The sequence below is a fragment of the Nocardia sp. NPDC049737 genome (assembly GCF_040674755.1).
Taxonomy (GTDB): Bacteria; Actinomycetota; Actinomycetes; order Mycobacteriales; family Mycobacteriaceae; genus Nocardia.
Genome location: NZ_JBFANH010000008.1, coordinates 59,030 through 76,624, shown reverse-complemented (window position 1 = coordinate 76,624; position 17,595 = coordinate 59,030). Strand labels below are relative to the sequence as shown.

Genomic DNA, 17,595 nt, shown 5'->3' with positions numbered 1-17,595 from the left:
CTGCTAGGTGAGGTAATGATCGACACTGCAACAGCGTTGGAACCCGCACTAACCGGCTCGATGCGCAATCGCCTGATAGCGGCCACAGTCCAACTCATCTCGACCGAAGGACTCGCCTCGTTGACCGTGCGTCGCGTGGCGCGGATATGCGGGGTCTCGACCATGGCGATCTATTCCAACTTCAGCGGTATGCCCGGCTTGATCCAGGCGGTCGGCTCGGAAGGTTTCGCGCAATTGGTCGCGCGGCTGGACGAATGCGAGATCACCGACGATCCGATCGCCGAAATCCTGGTGCTCGGCTTCATCTTTCGCGATGAGGCGCTGCGCAAACCCGAGCTGTTCCGGCTGATGTTCGCCACCGAGTCACCGAAGGCGGAGGTCAAGGTGCACCGCGGCAATGTGCTGGCCGATAGCAGCGATTCCGACTTCGAGAACTTCTCGGAGAGCTTCGATTTCGTGGTGCGCGCGACCCGGCGGGCACTGGAGGCGAATCTGTTGCACAGCACGAACGAGCGCTCGGCCGCGGCACAGTTCTGGACCGGGCTGTACGGGTTCATCCAGTTGGATATGGCTGGCCTGTATGGCGACCAGGGTGTGTCGGAGGTGCTGTTGCCCTCGATCGTCAACATTCTGATCGGTATGGGCGCCGAACGCGCGACAATCGAGCGGTCGGTGGCGCGTGCCCTCGAACAGGTCACCGCGCTGACCGGTCCGCACACCTGATCAGCCACGCAGTTTGACCGCGAGGCGCTGGGCGCGGGCCATTGCGCGCTCGGCGAAACCGTTGCGCTTGGGCAGCAATTCGAGTTGCAGCAGTAGCTCGTTCAGATCCCAGGTGGCCTTGCTGCGCCAGATGAGTCCGGAGCGGAACTGCCAGATGTCGACCACGAACAGGTCGAATTTCTTATTGGTGCCAGCGAATCCGGGCGGGTCGATCATGCCGAGGTGGGTGCCCGTCATTCGCCAAGGCACGATTGCCGCCAGCGCGTCCGAGGTGACGACCGGCTCGAAGACGGTGGTGTAGTTGACATCCGGAAATGCGCGTTTGGTGTCGTGCACGAACTTCGCGACCCCGGCGCGGCCGATGATCAGCTCGCCCTCGGACGGGTCGAGCCAGCGGGTGTCCTCGGTGACGCAGGCTGCTACCGCGTCGCCGTCGCCGGTGTTCCAACCGGCGATATAGCGCTCGACGAACTCGCGCAGCCAGTCGGTGTCCTCGATGGGCTCGGCGGCCGGGTCGAGGGCGAATTCACCAGAGTTCATGGCCGCCACCGTACTTGGATAACAATGTCATGGGTTCGAATAACAATGTAATTCGAGCCCATGACATTGTTATTATTCGAGTCGGCTGGCAGGTGCTCCGACGTATAACAGTGTCCGCCTCGGCAATAGCAATGTCATGGCCTGTCCGATAACACCGTAATTTCACTATGTGGACCACAATCGGCCGTGGTTGCAACAGGTTTCAGTCATTTTGCGCTGCCGATCGAATATCGAAAGTATGCTGCCTACCGTTCAATGCTCAGGGTAGAAATCGAGGACTGCGCAATGTCCGATGCAGCAATCGTCGGTATCGGCTGTCGATTTCCGGGTGGGATCGATGGTCCGGGTGCCTTTTGGGATTTCGTGATCGGCAAGGGCGACGGCATCGTCGAGGTGCCGCCGGATCGCTGGAGCCTGGACAAGTTCTACGATCCGGATCCGGATGCGCCCGGCCGGATGTACACCCGCGGCGGCGGATTCCTGACCCAATCGCTGTGGGAGTTCGACGCCGACTTCTTCGGCATCTCCCAGCGCGAGGCCTCGATCATGGATCCACAGCAGCGGCTGCTGCTCGAGGTCGCATGGGAGGCGCTCGACGATAGCGGGATGGCCGGGCGGATCGCCGGCCGCGATGTCGGCGTCTTCGTCGGCGGCTTCATGAACGACAATGCGGTGGGCCGCAACGTGGTCCGCTCCGCGATCAACAGTCATACCCCGACAAGCTCCTCGCACACCCTGCTCTCGGCGCGCATCGCATTCCTGCTCGACCTGCACGGTCCGACCATGACCATCGACACCGCCTGCTCGTCGTCGCTGGTGGCACTGCACCAGGCCGTCCAATCGCTGGCGCTCGGCGAATGTAGCGCCGCCATTGTCGGCGGCGCCAATGCCATGCTGCAGCCGGAAACCTTCATCTCCATGTGCAAGGGCCGATTCCTGTCTGTGGACGGTCGCTGCAAATCGTTCGACGCTGCCGCCGACGGCTACGGCCGCGGCGAGGGTGCGGGTGTGGTGATCCTCAAGCCGCTCGAGGCCGCGGTGCGCGACGGTGACCGTATCTATGCTGTTGTCCGCGGCAGCGGCGTGAACCAGGACGGCCGCACCTTGGCCATCCCGGTCCCCAATCCCGAAGCGCAGGAAGCACTTGCCCGGCGCGTGCACACCAGCGCAGGCATCGCGCCACATGAGATCGGCTACGTCGAGGCGCACGGCACCGGGACACCGGTCGGCGATCCGGCGGAGATGACGGCCCTCGGCAAGGTGTATGGCGCGATCGATGGCCGGACCGAGCCGCTGCCGGTCGGATCGGTCAAGAACAATATCGGTCATACCGAGGCGGCGGCGGGCGTGGCCGGAGTCATCAAGGCCGCGTTGACCGTTCACCACCGGACGATCGCGCCGCAGGCCCGGCTGGACCAGCTCAATCCCGAGATCCCGTTCGACGAACTGCGGCTGCGGGTGCCCATGACGGCCGAACCGCTGCTCCGGCCGCTGGTGGCGGTCAATAGCTTCGGCTACGGCGGCACCAACGCGCACGCACTCATCGGGCCCGCGCCCGTCGAAACCCGTTCCGATGCAACCACAATGCGGCAGAACAGCGTGCCGATCCTACCGCTGTCGGCGCGCAGCGAACCGGCGCTGCGCACGCTCGCAGCGGGGCTGTTGGCCGCGGCTGACACCGAACCGCTCGACGTCCTGACCGAGGCAGCCTGGGTGCGCCGCGCGCATCACCCGTTGCGAACCGCCTTCCGCTACCGCGAAATCGGCGAATTGCGTTCCCAGCTGGCCGAATTCGCCGCTGGCGGTGGTCAACCGCCCGCTCGTGCCATCGCGGAAGGACACACCGACCCGGTATTCGTCTACAGCGGTATGGGACCGCAGTGGTGGGCCATGGGCCGCGACCTGCTCGCGGGGCAAGGCCCGGCAGCCGAATTAGCGCGCGAAATCGATGGGAAATTCACCGAACTCGCGGGCTGGTCGATCCTCGAGGAGATGGGCCGCGACGAGGCGGAGTCCCGGATCTCACGCACCGAGATCGCGCAACCGGCCAACTTCCTGCTTCAGGCCGCGCTGACGGCCGAACTCGCCGAGTTCGGCATTCGACCCGCCGTCACGGTGGGACACAGCGTCGGCGAGGTGACGGCCGCCTACGTGTCCGGTGCGCTATCGCTGGCCGAGGCGGTCACGGTCAGCTACCACCGGTCCCGACTGCAGGCCACAACGGCGGGGACCGGCGGCATGCTGGCGGTCGGGCTGGCCGAGGCCGAAGCGCGCGAACTGCTGACGGACGTCGACGGCGTGTGTATCGCCGCGGTGAACAGCCCGTCGGCGGTGACCCTGGCCGGGGACCGCCAGGTATTGGCCGCCCTCGGCGAACGTCTCACTGCCGACGGTGTTTTCGCCAAGGCGCTGCGGGTCGAAGTCCCGTACCACAGCCATCTGATGGACCCGATCCTCGATGATCTGCGAACCGCACTGGCGGCGCTCGCACCGGGTGATACCACCATCCCGGTCTACTCGACGGTCACCGGTACGCAAGCGACACAACAGGATTGGGGTCCGGATTACTGGGCTCACAATGTCCGCGACCAGGTCCGGTTCGCGGACGCGATCGGCGAACTGCTCAATGCCGGACACCGAGTCTTCCTGGAAGTCGGCCCGCACCCGGTATTGAGCGGAAGCATTCGGGAAATCCTTGTACAGCAGGGCGTTACCGGTGCCGCTATCAGCACGCTCACCCGTGGCGGCGACGACCGCGAGAACACACTGGCCGCGATCGGCGAGTTGTACCGAGCGGGCGCGCTGGACGGTGACCGCCTGCCCGGCGCGATCGATCCGGGCGCCGGGCATGTCGACCTACCGCGCTATCCGTGGCAGCGCCGGTACGTATGGACCCAGGAGCCGGAAACGGAGCTGGATCGGATCGGCACACCGAACGGATTCGCGATGCTCGGCGATCGCACCGCGTCGGTGGCCACGGAATGGGAAGTGCAACTGTCGGTTTCGAACCTGCCGTGGTTGCGTGATCATGTCGTGGCCGGTGCCGTGGTGCTGCCGGGTGCGGCCTACCTGGACACCGCCATGAGCGCCATCGCGTTACGCACCGGCCGGGAGTCGTTCGGGCTGGAATCCGTCGAATTCATCAGCCCACTGGTCATCGACGAGCACGATGTGCCGGTCGTCCGGATCGGCGTGGAAGAGAGCACCCGCCGGTTCACCATCCAGTCCCGACCCGCTAGCGGTGGGGGATGGACACCCAACGCGCATGGACGTCTCATCGAGGCGGATGCCGACGCCACCACCGTCGCTACCGCGCCGCAGGCGGACGCTGTCGAAGTCGCCGTCGACGAGCTGTACGAGAGCATGGCCGAGCACGGACTTCGCTACGGCCCTGCTTTCCGGTTGTTGAGCGAGGTCTGGGTTGGCACGGATAGCGTTGTCGCACATCTCGATTCGTCGGTAACCACGGGGCACCGGCACCTTGCCCACCCGGCGATAGTCGATTCGGCACTCCAGTGCTTCGCCGCCTTGTACGCGAGAACAGCTGCCACACAGGCAGATTCCGGCGCCGGCGCCGATGTGGTTGTGCCGTCCGCGATCAACGGGATCCGGTGGACCGGGCCGATGCCGGCCGATCCGGTCGTGGTCCTCACCCGCGTATCCGATGATCCACTGCGCGCCGATATCCGCATCGCGTCCGCGAGCGGCGATGTCGCACTGACCATGTCGGGGGTGCAATTCCGCGCGCTCACCCCGCGGTCGTCGCTCTACGAGCAACTCGACCGGCTGTTCTACGAGCCGGTGTGGGAGATCGTGACGGACACCGCGGAACCGGCACCGCAAGACCTGCCCGGTGACGAAGAGTTCCTGCTCGTCGTCAACCTCGGTGCGGAAATCTCCCAGCGGGCCAAGGAAATCGCCAATATGCGCATCCGGGCCGAAGTGGTGACGGTCGGCGAGCATGCCTCGGCGGCCGACACCGAACAGCTGCTCGAGCTGCTGCGGACCGCACACGCCCGGCCCGAGGTCGAGTGCCTGCGACTGGTTGTCGTCGCCGGGGCAGAACTCGACGGCATGCGCAATGTGTACGGGCTCGCACAGGTCGCGCAGGCGCTCAAGGCCCTGCTGTCGGACGAACTGCCTGTCGTGATCCACGCGGTCGTGGTCACCGAACACGCGCTGTGCCTGCCGATCGACCGGTTCGCCCGGCTCGAGCATTCGGCCCTGACCGGCGCGCGCCGCGAACTGCTCAACGAACTTCCGGCCGGACAGTGGCGGCTGGTCGATACCGAACCCGCCTCCGCGGCGGCCGACATCCTCGAGCAGATCTACACCGACACCACCACCGACGAGGTGGCGCTGCGCGCGGGCGCGCGCTGGACGATCCGCTGGCGGCAGACCCTCACCGACCGGTTGGCCGGCTGGGATGTGCCGCGACCGCTCACCGATCCCGAGCAGTCCTTCCGTCTCGATATTCCACGTTCGCGCCTGCTACCGGAACTCGCCCTGCGCACCTGCGAGCGGATCGCACCGGGACCGGACGAGGTCGAAATCCGGATGCAAGCGGTCGGCCTGAACTATAAGGACACCCTCAAGGTGCTGGGTGTACTCACCGAAAAAGAGCTGGACGGAACATTTTTCGGCACCGAGATCGGCATGGACGGCTACGGCGTCGTGACCCGCGTCGGCGGCGATATCACCGATATCGCACCGGGAGATGAGATTTCGGTCGTGGCACCCGGAATCGTCCAGCGCTATGTGACGATTCGCCCCGACACCGGCGCGACAACTCGGATGGATATCTTCCCGCCCGGCACCTTCGACCCGCTGCACTGCACCTCGGTAATGCCGCTGTTCACCGCCGAAATCGGGCTCGGTGAACTGGCTCGGGTGCAGCCGGGCGAAACGGTGCTGATCCACGGCGCGGCGGGCGGTATGGGCATGGCCGCCGTTCAGGTCGCGCTGCGGATGGGAGCGCGGGTGATCGCCACCGCCGGCACCGAGGAGCGGCGCGCCCAGGTGCGGGCGCTCGGCGCACATGAGGTGCTGGGTTCGCGGTCGATCGGTTTCGTCGACGAGGTGCTGCGCCTGACCGACGGTGCGGGCGTCGACGTCGTCTACAGTTCCGCGCCCGGCGAGATCCTGCAGCAGAACTTCCGGGTGGCGGGCGAGTTCGGCCGCATCGTGGATATCGGCAAGGCCGATATCTACGGCTCGGGCACTATCGACCTGCGCCCCTTCGACCGGAATCTGGCCTTCTTCGCCGTCGATATCGACCGCATCCTGGCCCGGCGACCCGAGCAGGTCCGCCGGGCGGCCCGGCGCGTGGTGGACGCGATGTTCCACGGCGAGTACACCGCATTGCCGAACACACCGTTCGCGCTGCACGAGCTGACCGCGGCATTCGAAACTGTGGCACGCTCCGCCCAGATCGGCCGGGTGGTGCTCGATCTGCGCGAAGCACATCCGGCGGTGCGCCACATCCCCGGCGAATTCGAATTCGACCCCGCCGCAAGCTATCTGGTGTCCGGCGGCTTCGGTGCCTTCGGCCTGGCCACCGCACGTCAGCTGGCGCGTGCCGGAGTACGGCACCTGGTGCTCGTCGGTCGCAATGGCGCGTCCACCGACGCGGCGCGAGAACAGTTGGCGCGGTTCACGAACGAAGGAATCGATGTGCGCGAGGAATGCGTCGACGTCGCCGACTACGACGCGGTCGCCGACCTCGTCGCGCGCATTCAGGCAAGCGGTGCACCGTTGCGCGGTGTGATCCATGCCGCGGGCGTGGTCAACAACACCGAGATTCCTGAGGTCACCACCGAATCCCTGCGCGAGATCTTCGATCCGAAGGTGATCGGCGCGACCAATCTCGATAGAGCCACCACCGCCGCAGGCGTCGAGCTCGACCTATTCGTGCTCTACTCCTCGGCCAGCGGCATTGCCGGGCTCTCACCCCAATTGGGTTATGCGTCAGCCAATTCCGCGCTCGATGCACTCGCCTGCGCGCGACGCGCACAGGGCAGGCCCGCGCTATCTGTGGACTGGGGATTCATGCGCGGCGACGGCGGTATGGCCGACTCCCGCGCAGTGTCCCGCTATGCCGAAATGACCGGATACGGCTCGTTGGATATGGATTTCGCGACCCTGCTGCTGCGGGAATGTCTGCGGTTCGACATCACCCAGCTCGCCCTGCTCGATATCGACTGGGCGCAGTGGGCACTCGCGCATCGTTCTTCGGCTCGCGCGCCTCGTTTCGTCGAACTGGTCACCGCCGCGGGCGGTGGCGCGGCGGGTACAAGCGCCCTGCGCGCCGAAATCCTGGCGCTGGACCCGGAATTTCGCGGCGAGGTGGTCGCCTGTCTGCTCGCCGAACAACTCGCGGTCGTACTCGGCGTCGATGCGGACACCGTGGACCTGGCCACTCCGACCATGGAGTTGGGGCTGGATTCGCTGATGGCCATGGAATTCGGTGCGCGCGTGGTGAAAAGTCTCGGCGTCAAGATGTCGGTCCTGTCCATCGGGGCCGGGCTCTCGCTGGCGGGCCTCGGCGTCAAGATCGCCGCTCAGATCGCGCACGAAGAAGCAAGTACCGAACCGACAGCAGCGTGAGGACTACTGCATGACAACTGAGAGCATCGATCCCCGTGCGCTCGCCCGTGCCCTGATGGCCAAGCACGATGCGGGCAATGGCGCGACCACTGCGACGGCGCCGGGACCCGACCGCGGTGCGGCCGATGTGCGGACCGCTCGCGGCCCGAGCCTGCAGACCTCCTTCCGTGATCATCCGGGTGTGCTCGAAGCCAATGAAAAGTTCGCCGCTTTCGACGCCTGGACCCGCGAGGCCGGTGTGCTCAATCCCTACTACCTGCCGCACGACGGCATCAGCGGGGCGGTGACCAGCTTCGCGGACCGTGACATGCTGAACTTCAGCAGTTTCGGCTATCTGGATCTGGCCGCCGAGCCGCGCGTGCATGCCGCCGCGATCGCCGCGATCGGGCGTTACGGGACATCCGCGGCCGCCGTCCGGATGGTCGCGGGGGAGTTACCGCTCTACGGGGAGTTGGAACGCGAGCTCGCGCGGATCTACGACACCGAGGCCGCCATCGTGACGGCGAGCGGCTTCCTCACCAATGCGGCGGCGGTCGCCTTCCTGCTCGGGAGGCGCGATATCGCGGTCTGCGACTCACTGATCCATAACAGCATCGTCTCCGGCACCGAATGGGCGGGCTGCAAGCGAGTCACCTTCCGGCACAACGATCCCGAATCGCTGGACGCGATTCTGGCGATGTCCCGGCGCAGCTTCGATCGGGCCCTCGTGCTGATCGAGGGCGTGTACAGCATGGACGGCGATGTGGTCCGGCTGCCCGAAATCATCGAGGTGGCGCGGAAATACGACTGCTCGATCATGATCGACGAAGCGCATTCCTTCGGTGTTCTCGGCGAGCGTGGGCTCGGCGCGCGTGAGCTGTTCGATCTGCCCGGCGATGCCGTCGATGTCTGGATGGGCACACTGTCGAAGGCGCTGGGCAGCGTCGGCGGCTACCTGGCGGCCAATCGCGAACTCGTCGAAGGGTTCAAATACTCCGCCGCCGGTCTGAGCATGTACACGGCCTCACCCGCACCGTCCGCGGCGGCGGCCGCACTGGAGGGCCTCGCCGTCCTACACGACGAGCCGCAACGCGTGGCGGCACTGCGCCGCAACGCCGAGTACTTCCACCGCCGGGCCCGCGAACTCGGCTTCGACACCGGCAACGGCCAGGCCACACCGATTACCCCGATCATCACCGGCGCGAACGAACCCGCGGTGCGCGCATCGATGGAACTGCTGGAGCGCAATGTGATGGCCAACGCCATCGGGCATCCGGTGGTCCCCGAGGGCGAGGCGCGCTTGCGGTTCTTCATCAACTGCCGTCATACCGAGGCGCAGCTCGATCATGCGTTGGACACCCTGCGGTCGGTGTTCGACGGTCTCACCACGGAAGAGAGTCACCACTCGTGAAATTGTCGGTCAGTTCTTCTCTGCTGCGAAAAGCGTTGGTGCCATTGGCATCGTTGACGCTGATGGCGGTGCTGTTCGTACCGGCCCACTCGGCCATGATCGCCCCGGTCGAGACCGATCCGAGCAGCCCGCTGGCGAGCCGGTTCCATTTCACCGAGATGCCGATCGCGCTGCCGCCGGGGCTGCCCGAGCGCAAGATCCGGCATATCGAGCCACGGTATGAGCATGTCGTCGCCTGGATGTCCTCGGTCAACTCGGCGGCGGCGATCAACGATATCGATGGCAACGGTCGCGCCGATGATCTGTGCCTGGTCGATTCCCGATCCGACACTGTCATCGTGACGCCGACGCCGGACAGCGACACCAGCCGCTACGCACCCTTCGTGCTCGATCCGGCACCGCTGCCGACCGACGACCGGATGGCCCCGACCGGCTGTGTCCCAGGCGATTTCGACCACTCCGGCCGCATCGGTCTGATGGTGTACTACGGCGGACGCACCCCGGTCCTGTACCTGCCGCGCACGGGTGCCAAGCACCTGGACAACAAGGCATTCCGGCCGGTGGAAATGGTGCAGCCGCCGACCACCGCGGACGGCAGTTACCAGGGCGCGCGCTGGTTCACCCTGGCCGCCTCCGTCGCCGACTTCGACGGTGACGGCAACCCGGACGTCTACCTCGGAAACTATTTCCCGGACAGCGATTTCATCGGTCCGGACGGTCAGCACAGCCTGACCCTGAACGAATCCTTCTCCAAAGCGACCAATGCCGGGACCGACCGCATCCTCACCTTCCAGCAGGGCACCGGCGGCGCCGAGCCGACCGCGGTGTACCGCGAGGTGGTCGATGCGCTCCCGGAGGGGAAGGCGAACGGCTGGACGCTGGCGTCGGCCACCCAGGACCTCACCGGCGACCAACTGCCGGAGCTGTATGTCGCCAACGATATGGGTCCGGATCGCCTATTCGTGAACAAGTCGACACCGGGTCACATCGGTTTCGGCCTCGCCGAAGGTGAACGCGGCCCGACCGACCCGAAGTCCTTTGTGCTCGGCCATGATTCGTTCAAGGGCATGGGCGCGGACTTCGCCGATCTCGACGGCGACGGTATGCCCGATCTGTTCGTCAGCAATATCGCGCAGCGATGGGGCATCGTCGAGGCCAACCTCGCCTTCTACAACACCGCAGCCGATCCGAAACAAGCTGCGGCGCAACTGGAGTCGGGCATCGCACCGTTCAAGAACCAGGCCGTGGAGAAGGGCATCGCCTGGGACGGCTGGTGCTGGGACACCAAGGTCGCCGATTTCGACAACAGCGGCCGACCGCAGATCGTGCAGTCCAACGGCATGTTCAAGGGTTCGAGCACCCGGTGGCCGCAGGTGCAGGAAATGGCCACGATGAACGACGATTTCAGCAAGTACCCGTGGGCCTGGCCGAAGTTCACCGAGGAATCCGACCTGGCGGGCAATAACCGCATCGGTTTCTTCGCCCAGGACGACAACGGCAAGTTCACCAATATCTCGCCCGCCCTCGACACCTTCGCGGCGACACCCACCCGCGGCATCGCGGTCGGAGACTCGATCGGTACCGGCAACCTCAGCTTCGCGGTCGCCAGGCAGTGGGAAGCGCCGGTCTTCTACCGCAATGACGCACCGGATCCCGGGCAGTACCTCGGCCTGCGGCTGCTCACTCCGCCGACCACCGCTGCCTCCGGCGAGACGACGGTCGCGGGCAAGCCCGTGCTCGGGTCTCCGGCCCTCGGCGCCGAAGTCACGGTGACGATGCCGGACGGCAAAACCCATGTGGCACAGGTCGACGGCGGCAGCGGGCACGCGGGTAAGCGGTCCACCGATATCCACGTCGGACTCGGCGATATCGCTCCCACTACCGCACTGTCGGTACAACTCGCGTGGCGCGATAACCACGGCGCCGTGCGCACCCAGCAGTTGCAGCTGCAACCGGGGCAACACACCCTCGTTCTCGACTCCGATGCCCGGGAGGTGCACCAGTGAGTGTTCAAGGAAACGGTACACATTCGAACGGAACAGCCGTCATCGAAAACACCAACGGCTCCGCGCCCGAGCCCCCGCCGTCACCGGCGCAGGCCTGGCGGCGAAAGTGGTTGGGCGTCAATATCGAAGGGCGTGACCCGCGCTATCTCGCGCTGCGCAACTTCGCGGCCTCGCTGACGATCTTCAATATTCTGGGATTCCTGTGGCTCGGATTCGAGCAGCCGTGGCTGTGGCCGTTCCTCAGCGCGGGCACCGCGTACGCGGTGGAGATGATCCTGGAAACGCTGGCGGCATGGGCCTATCGCCGCCCGGCGGGCTACCGGGGCAACGGACTTCGCGGTCTGATCGTCTTCCTGCTGCCCGCGCACATCACCGGTGTCGCCTTCAATTTCCTGATGTACGCGGCGGACCAATTCCTGCCGATCATGTTCGGCATCACGGTCGCGGTCGGCACGAAATGGGTGCTGCGGGCCAAGGTCAACGGCAAAGTCAAGCACTTCATGAACCCGTCGAACTTCGGGATCGTGGTTGCGCTGCTGGTCTTCCCGGCGATCGCCGTTGTCGGTCCGTATCACTTCGTCGAGAACGTCTCGGGTCCGGCCGACGCGCTGATCGTGCTCGCTCTGCTCGGCGCGGGCACCATGCTCAACGCCAAGCTGACCAAGAAGACACCGATGATCATGGCCTGGCTCGGTGCGTATGTGCTGCAGGCGGTGGTGCGCGGTCTGCTGGACCACAACATCTCGATCATCGCGGCGCTGCTGCCGATGACCGGTATCGCCTTCGTGCTCTACACCAACTACATGATCACCGACCCGGCGACGACACCGTTCGCCAAGCGCGATCAGATCATCTTCGGTGCCTCGGTCGGCCTGATGTACGGCGTGCTGATGGCCCTGCACGTCTCGTTCGGCTTGTTCTTCGCCCTGGTGATCGTCTGCGCGAGTCGCGGACTGTTCTGGTGGAGCCGGAATATTCGGGAGTGGCTGGCCAAGCGCGCGAGCGTCGCGGTGGTGGACGTCCAGGAGGCGGAACCGGAGCCGGATGAACTGGCGGCGGTTGGGTCGGGTGAGTCGGCGGCAGGTGAGTCGGAAGTACCGGTGACAGCTGAGTCGGGTGAACTGGCGGCGGTTGAGTTGGGTGAGCTGGCGGCGGTTGAGTTGGGTGAGCTGGCGACGGTTGAGTCGGGTGAGCCGGTGACAGCTGAGTCGGGTGAGCCGGCGGCGGTTGAGTCGGGTGAGCTGGTGGCGGCTGAGTCGGAAGTACCGGTGACAGCTGAGTCGGGTGAGCCGGTGACAGCTGAGTCGGGTGAGCCGGCGGCGGTTGAGTCGGGTGAGCCGGCGGCGGTTGAGTCGGGTGAGCCGGCGACGGTTGAGTCGGGTGAGCTGGTGGCGGCTGAGTCGGAAGTACCGGTGACAGCTGAGTCGGGTGAGCTGGTGGTGGCTGAGTCGGATGAACCGGCGGCTGTTGCCCCGGAGAAAGAACCGGCTCGGTCCTGACAACCCGGAACCACCACCACCGCAACAGAATCGAGGTCATATGCCATCACTGATCGGACCACTTCGCTCCACCCTGCTCGGCACCGATATCGAGCAGGAACCACTGAAACGGCCCGGCTTTGCGACGCCGAGTCCGGCGACCGCCGCCGAACTGGAGCGGGTCGCCACCCACCTGTCCACCAGCATCCACGTCGCCGTATGTAGTAAGAACAACGCGGAGTTGATCGAGCAGATCCAACAGCTGCCCGAGCAGTACCAGGGCTTCGCATTCGAAGGCGCCGCAACGGGTCTGGCCGCCGTCGATTCGATCACCCCGTTCAGCCATCGCGCCGCGGACCTGTTCACCGGCCCCGCGGCCAAGCACGACCTGACCATGTATGTCGGCGTTGGTCTGGCGATGGGCAAGATTCCGAAACCGATTTGGAAGAAGGTCTTTCCGAAGCATCCGGTGTACCGCTGGCTCGCGATCGACGGATACGGCTTCTACAACGCCTTCTTCCGCACCGAGAAATACATCAACCGCCAGCACGTCGACGAGCGGTATCCGTCCTGGATGGGAGATACCGCACCGTTGAAACGGGCTTCTGATCAGGGCATCGGACGCGCACTCTGGTTCATCAGCGGCGGATCGGTCGACGGCGTCGCATCGCGGATCGCGGAGTTCGACCCGAGCAGGCATGCCGACCTGTGGAACGGCATCGGCATCGCGACCACCTTCGCAGGTGGTGTGGAAGTCGCCGACCTGGAAGCTATCCGGTCCCTGGTGCCGCAATTCCATCAGCAGTTGGCGGCGGGCTCGACCATGGTCGCGAAGATCCGGCAGCAGGCCGACAGTGCCACCCCGCACACCGAGGTCGCGGTGCGGACCTACACCGGTCGCACCATCGACGAGGCCGCGGCCCTGATCGATAAGGCGTTCGTCGGCATACCGGAGGACGGCACGGCCACCAGCTATCACGCCTGGCGTGACCGTCTCGGTGAGCTGGCCGTACCCGGCGGGAGTTGAAAATGACTGTGCGCTGGACGGATAAGCATGTGATCGTCACCGGCGGCTCCGACGGTATCGGGGCCGCCGTGGCCGCCGCGTTCGCCATGCGCGGCGCGCGCGTCTCGGTCATCGCTCGGCGGGAGGCGCCGCTGCGCGCCACCGCCGAGCGGATCGGAGCCGACTGGCGCAGCGCCGATGTCACCGACCGATCGGGGCTGGCGGTCGCCGTGAAAGAACTGGAGGAACGCAACGGAGCCTGTGCGGTGATCGCCTGCTGCGCGGGCCTCACCCTGCCCGGACTCTTCCTCGATGTCGACAGCGACGAGTTCGGTATCCAGAGTGATGCGAACTATCTGGGTTCGGTCAATGCCATTCGGTGTGTACTGCCCGGCATGGTCGAACGTGGCGAAGGGCATGTTCTGCTGACCAGTTCGACGGCGGCTTTCCTCGGCATCCCCGGATATTCGAGCTACGGTCCGACCAAGGCCAGCGTGCGTCAGCTCGGGCTGTGCCTGCGCTACGAGGTCGAGCCCGACGGGGTGACGGTATCGGTGCTGTACCCGGCCGACACCGACACTCCCGGACTCGCCAGGGAGAATCTGCGCAAACCGGCTGAAACCAAGGCGATTACCGGTTCGATCAAGCCGATGCCCGCCGACAAGGTCGGCGAAGCGGCGGTACGCGGGCTGGAGCGAGGCCGCCATCACATCACGGTGGATCCGCTGACCACGTTTTTCATGCGGTGGGCCAATCTCCCGGAGGATCTGTCCCGGCCGTTCTTCCGTCGCAGTATCGCCCGCGCACGTCGACATGCACAGCAGGAGCACGCCTGATGTCCACCACGGTCAGCGGCGGGGAAGCCTCGTTGCGTGCACGGTTACACCGCATTTTCACCGCGGGCCCCGGCGAAGAGGGGCGACCGCTGCCGCTGCGCACGAAGATCGACTACGCGCTGTGGCTGACCCGGCCGGAAATCGCGCCGATGTCCGGTGCTGTCATGGTGGCCGATGTCCTGTTCAGTGCGCACACCGCAGCCGAGATCTGGTCAGCGCCGATGATCGTGGCCGCGGTGATGCTGGCCGCCGCCATTCAACTGTTGCACGTCGCCAATTGCCTGGCCGATCGCTGGGTGGACGTCGAATACAAATCCAAGTTCTCCCGCATCGTTCGAGATCTCGGCGTGCGATTCGTGGCCTGGCAGATCTACCTCACCACCGCCGGCATCGGTGTCGCGGGCGTCTACCTCGCGGTGGCGACCGGACATTTCGATCTGCTGCTGATCATTCCGGTCGGAACTCTGTTGCTGCTCGAATATTCGCTGCCGCCATGGCATTTCAAGGCCGCCGGATTCTGGCAGATCCCCTGGACCTACATCATGACCATGGTCTTTCCGGGCGTGGTCGTGCTCCGGTTGTACGACCGGCCGATCGAAATGCCCGCGCTCATTGCCATTCTCGGCTTGGGGCTGACGACCACCGGAGTTTTCGTCGCGAACACCGCCGAGGACATTCCGGAAGACACCGAGCACGGATTCCGGACCTCGGTGGTGGCGCTGGGTCTGCGTGTCTCGCTGTTCGAGTCGATGACGCGGGTCACCGTCGGCGCCGCACTCGTGGCGGGGTCCGTCGTCGCCATGGTGGGATTCACCTGGACATTGATCGTGTATGCCGTTGGCGTGCTGATCGTTATCGGCTATCTGGGCCGGACCCAGCTCGGCACCTGGGGTAAGCCTGTGGAGGACGCTATGCCGCTCGTCCGATCGCAGGCGAAACTGTTCGTATACATGGTCGCGCTTGTTGCCTGGGCGGCCGTCGTACCCGCGGCCGCCGTGTTCTGCCAACGGTGAGCGAATCACGAGAGACCATGGAGCCAAGATCGTTATGACCACCGAGATTCGCTCCGATCGTGAGGCTCTTCTCGTCGAACTGGTCGATGAGCACGGCCGAGCGATCGGAGCACGTTCCGTTGCCGAGGCACACCGCCCGCCCGGGCAGCTGCACCGCGCCTTCTCGGTACTGCTGTACGACGCGTCCGGGCGGATCTTGCTGCAGCGTCGCGCTGCGGTCAAAACTCGTTTTCCGCAACGGCTTTCGAACTCCTGCTGCGGCCATCCCGCCCCCGGCCAGGACGTGATCGCCGCCGCATCGATCCGGCTGATGGAGGAACTGAACCTGACCGTCACGGAGCTGACCGAGGCGGGCATCTACCGCTATCGGGCCGCCGACCCACGCGGCGATCAGGTGGAGCACGAATGGGACCACGTGCTGGTCGGTGTCATATCCGGCGACCTGCCGCACCCCGACCCGGCCGAGGTCTCCGAATGCATCTGGGCCGACCCCATCGACCTGCTCGAAGACATCGCGGCGGCAGCCGACTCCTACACGCCGTGGCTGCGCGGTGTCCTCGATATTGCCACGCGTGCAGCCGATTTCACTCATGCAGACAGCAAGAAGGCCTGCTACCGGGGACTCGGCTAAGGCGCACCTGAACAAGCGAGCGCAGCCGCGGAACATCCCGCACGCCGACTACGGCGCTTTCGATGCTAGGCACCGTTGATACTGGACCGGCGACGAGATCACAGCAGGCTTATGAGCCCCCACAACACGCCCACCAGGACTAGGAGCAGCAGCGGGATCATTCCTCTGAGCTCTGGCCAGTTCGGACGCCAATAGCGTTGCGCCACAGGCATGGTCTGCAAGCTGCGCGATAGGCGAGGGATGCGGTAGACGATGATCAATATCGTCATCAACGCAATGTCCAGGACCGCCAGCACCAAGACGAGGTTCGTCATCGGTCTCACCCTCTACACTTGGCAATGATTTGCCTTGCAGCCTAAATGGATTGGCAAGTCGCTGCCGTTTGTAGGCGAGTGGTGGGGGCAGAGACGTGAGACATGACCTATGGCCGATCGAACTCGCCATCATTGACGCCAGCGGTGAAGGCATCCCACTCGCCAGGAGTGAACACCAGTGCCGGGCCGGTCGGGTTCTTGGGAGTCCCGTACGCCGACCATGCCCCTGTCCAGATGCGCCACCGCTATGCAATCCTGGCCCCCGCCACTGTGGCTACTCTTGAACCACTTGGGGCGAGGTCGATGGTCGCCAGCATTATCTGGTTCACCTCGTACGCGCCAAGCGATCGGACGGGCGAATAGCGGGGCGAGTTTGCGGGCGCCATAGCCGAGCAACGCCCACGTTCGAACTCCTTCGCAACTTCCGTAATAGGTCTCGGCTTGGTCGGGCATCGAGCGCCTCGCGCCGGAGGACCCCATACGCCTCACGGTACCTGTCCAGATCCGCTGGTCGCTCCAGGAAGATGCCCCCGGTGAAACTCTCCACGTAGACGGGGCTGGGCTCCTCGGGCTTGCCCTTCCGATCCACATCGAAATCCAAGATCAGGAACGGGCCGGTCGACAGTCCAGCCCGGAACGGAAGCACCCGTATGTCTACATTCGGATGACTGCTCAGGTCCGCAGGGTTCCGCAGTTGTGCCGCCATCACTTTCCGTGACCTGATGACGGTTCGTAACACCGACTCATGCAAGACAGCTGTGTACGTCGCTGGCTTGTTCCTCCGAGTGAGTCGATCAACGTCGCTGACAACGAAAACGCATGAGCGAGAACATATCTCGACACCCAGGAGAGCCCGATGTGCATCTGAGTGTATTCCTGCATGGCGCCCGATTCGACTTCGCCGCCTGCCTCACCGCGGCTGATCTTCGTACGTGAGCACCAGGCGCAGCATTACGTCGACGCCGTCACCGTCGACCTCTGCGGCACCGGCACCTACCCGAGGCTTCCATCCGAACGCCCCTACCTCGCCCCCCAATCTCGTCAATAAGAGT

The 17,595-nt window shown here is 65.1% G+C and carries 12 protein-coding genes and 1 pseudogene; 9 read left to right on the top strand and 4 right to left on the bottom strand.

Annotated elements, in window-relative coordinates:
• The first annotated feature begins 15 nt into the window (after positions 1 to 15).
• A complete protein-coding gene (locus AB0J47_RS13240; RefSeq protein ID WP_364344821.1) occupies positions 16 to 723 on the top strand; it encodes a TetR/AcrR family transcriptional regulator in 708 nt (235 codons plus the stop codon).
• Here AB0J47_RS13240 and AB0J47_RS13235 read toward each other — a convergent pair whose 3' ends face one another.
• Positions 724 to 1,263 (bottom strand): nuclear transport factor 2 family protein, encoded by a 540-nt coding sequence (locus AB0J47_RS13235; RefSeq protein ID WP_364344818.1) that lies wholly within the window; start codon positions 1,261 to 1,263, stop codon positions 724 to 726. It abuts the gene before it with no gap.
• Positions 1,264 to 1,548: 285 nt separating this feature from the next.
• On the opposite strand from AB0J47_RS13235, the gene AB0J47_RS13230 reads away from it, so the two are divergent.
• The 8 genes from AB0J47_RS13230 to idi are packed head-to-tail and all read left to right on the top strand — an operon-like array spanning position 1,549 to position 16,229.
• A complete protein-coding gene (locus tag AB0J47_RS13230; RefSeq protein ID WP_364344815.1) occupies positions 1,549 to 7,869 on the top strand; it encodes an SDR family NAD(P)-dependent oxidoreductase in 6,321 nt (2,106 codons plus the stop codon).
• Between the two features lie 10 nt (positions 7,870 to 7,879).
• Entirely contained in the window at positions 7,880 to 9,259 is a 1,380-nt protein-coding gene (locus tag AB0J47_RS13225) for an aminotransferase class I/II-fold pyridoxal phosphate-dependent enzyme (RefSeq protein ID WP_364344812.1), read from the top strand.
• A gap of 38 nt (positions 9,260 to 9,297) precedes the next feature.
• Positions 9,298 to 11,265, top strand: a complete 1,968-nt coding sequence (locus AB0J47_RS13220; RefSeq protein ID WP_364344809.1) for a CRTAC1 family protein — start codon at positions 9,298 to 9,300, stop codon at positions 11,263 to 11,265.
• Positions 11,262 to 12,764, top strand: coding sequence for a hypothetical protein (locus AB0J47_RS13215; protein ID WP_364344806.1), 1,503 nt, complete (start codon positions 11,262 to 11,264; stop codon positions 12,762 to 12,764). The genes AB0J47_RS13220 and AB0J47_RS13215 overlap by 4 nt, the downstream gene beginning before the upstream one ends.
• Before the next feature lie 40 nt (positions 12,765 to 12,804).
• Complete coding sequence (locus AB0J47_RS13210) at positions 12,805 to 13,770, top strand: DUF1702 family protein (RefSeq protein WP_364344803.1); 966 nt, start codon at positions 12,805 to 12,807, stop codon at positions 13,768 to 13,770.
• A gap of 2 nt (positions 13,771 to 13,772) precedes the next feature.
• Positions 13,773 to 14,585 carry an SDR family oxidoreductase gene (locus AB0J47_RS13205; protein ID WP_364344800.1) on the top strand — a complete coding sequence of 271 codons (813 nt, stop codon included), beginning with the start codon at positions 13,773 to 13,775 and terminating at the stop codon, positions 14,583 to 14,585.
• Positions 14,585 to 15,598 (top strand): UbiA family prenyltransferase, encoded by a 1,014-nt coding sequence (locus AB0J47_RS13200; RefSeq protein WP_364344797.1) that lies wholly within the window; start codon positions 14,585 to 14,587, stop codon positions 15,596 to 15,598. Before AB0J47_RS13205 ends, AB0J47_RS13200 begins: the two co-directional genes overlap by 1 nt.
• 34 nt (positions 15,599 to 15,632) lie before the next feature.
• Entirely contained in the window at positions 15,633 to 16,229 is a 597-nt protein-coding gene (gene idi / locus AB0J47_RS13195) for an isopentenyl-diphosphate Delta-isomerase (protein WP_364344794.1), read from the top strand.
• 98 nt (positions 16,230 to 16,327) lie between these two features.
• Here the strand turns inward: idi and AB0J47_RS13190 are convergent, their stop codons facing one another.
• The 3 genes and pseudogenes from AB0J47_RS13190 to AB0J47_RS13180 all read right to left on the bottom strand — a co-directional run bounded on the left by AB0J47_RS13190 (position 16,328) and on the right by AB0J47_RS13180 (position 17,378).
• Entirely contained in the window at positions 16,328 to 16,543 is a 216-nt protein-coding gene (locus AB0J47_RS13190; protein ID WP_364344791.1) for a hypothetical protein, read from the bottom strand.
• 107 nt (positions 16,544 to 16,650) lie between these two features.
• Positions 16,651 to 16,792, bottom strand: a pseudogene (locus tag AB0J47_RS13185) (DUF397 domain-containing protein).
• A 76-nt stretch (positions 16,793 to 16,868) separates the two neighbouring features.
• Positions 16,869 to 17,378, bottom strand: coding sequence for a DUF5753 domain-containing protein (locus AB0J47_RS13180; protein WP_364345204.1), 510 nt, complete (start codon positions 17,376 to 17,378; stop codon positions 16,869 to 16,871).
• Between the last annotated feature and the right edge of the window lie 217 nt (positions 17,379 to 17,595).

Excerpts from the sequence above, each read along its gene's own strand:
- AB0J47_RS13225 (WP_364344812.1), top strand. The coding sequence starts at position 7,880 with ATGACAACTGAGAGCATCGATCCCCGTGCGCTCGCCCGTGCCCTGATG.
- AB0J47_RS13205 (WP_364344800.1), top strand. The coding sequence starts at position 13,773 with ATGACTGTGCGCTGGACGGATAAGCATGTGATCGTCACCGGCGGCTCC.
- AB0J47_RS13235 (WP_364344818.1), bottom strand. The coding sequence starts at position 1,263 with ATGAACTCTGGTGAATTCGCCCTCGACCCGGCCGCCGAGCCCATCGAG.
- AB0J47_RS13190 (WP_364344791.1), bottom strand. The coding sequence starts at position 16,543 with ATGACGAACCTCGTCTTGGTGCTGGCGGTCCTGGACATTGCGTTGATG.
- AB0J47_RS13210 (WP_364344803.1), top strand. The coding sequence starts at position 12,805 with ATGCCATCACTGATCGGACCACTTCGCTCCACCCTGCTCGGCACCGAT.
- AB0J47_RS13240 (WP_364344821.1), top strand. The coding sequence starts at position 16 with ATGATCGACACTGCAACAGCGTTGGAACCCGCACTAACCGGCTCGATG.
- AB0J47_RS13230 (WP_364344815.1), top strand. The coding sequence starts at position 1,549 with ATGTCCGATGCAGCAATCGTCGGTATCGGCTGTCGATTTCCGGGTGGG.
- idi (WP_364344794.1), top strand. The coding sequence starts at position 15,633 with ATGACCACCGAGATTCGCTCCGATCGTGAGGCTCTTCTCGTCGAACTG.
- AB0J47_RS13200 (WP_364344797.1), top strand. The coding sequence starts at position 14,585 with ATGTCCACCACGGTCAGCGGCGGGGAAGCCTCGTTGCGTGCACGGTTA.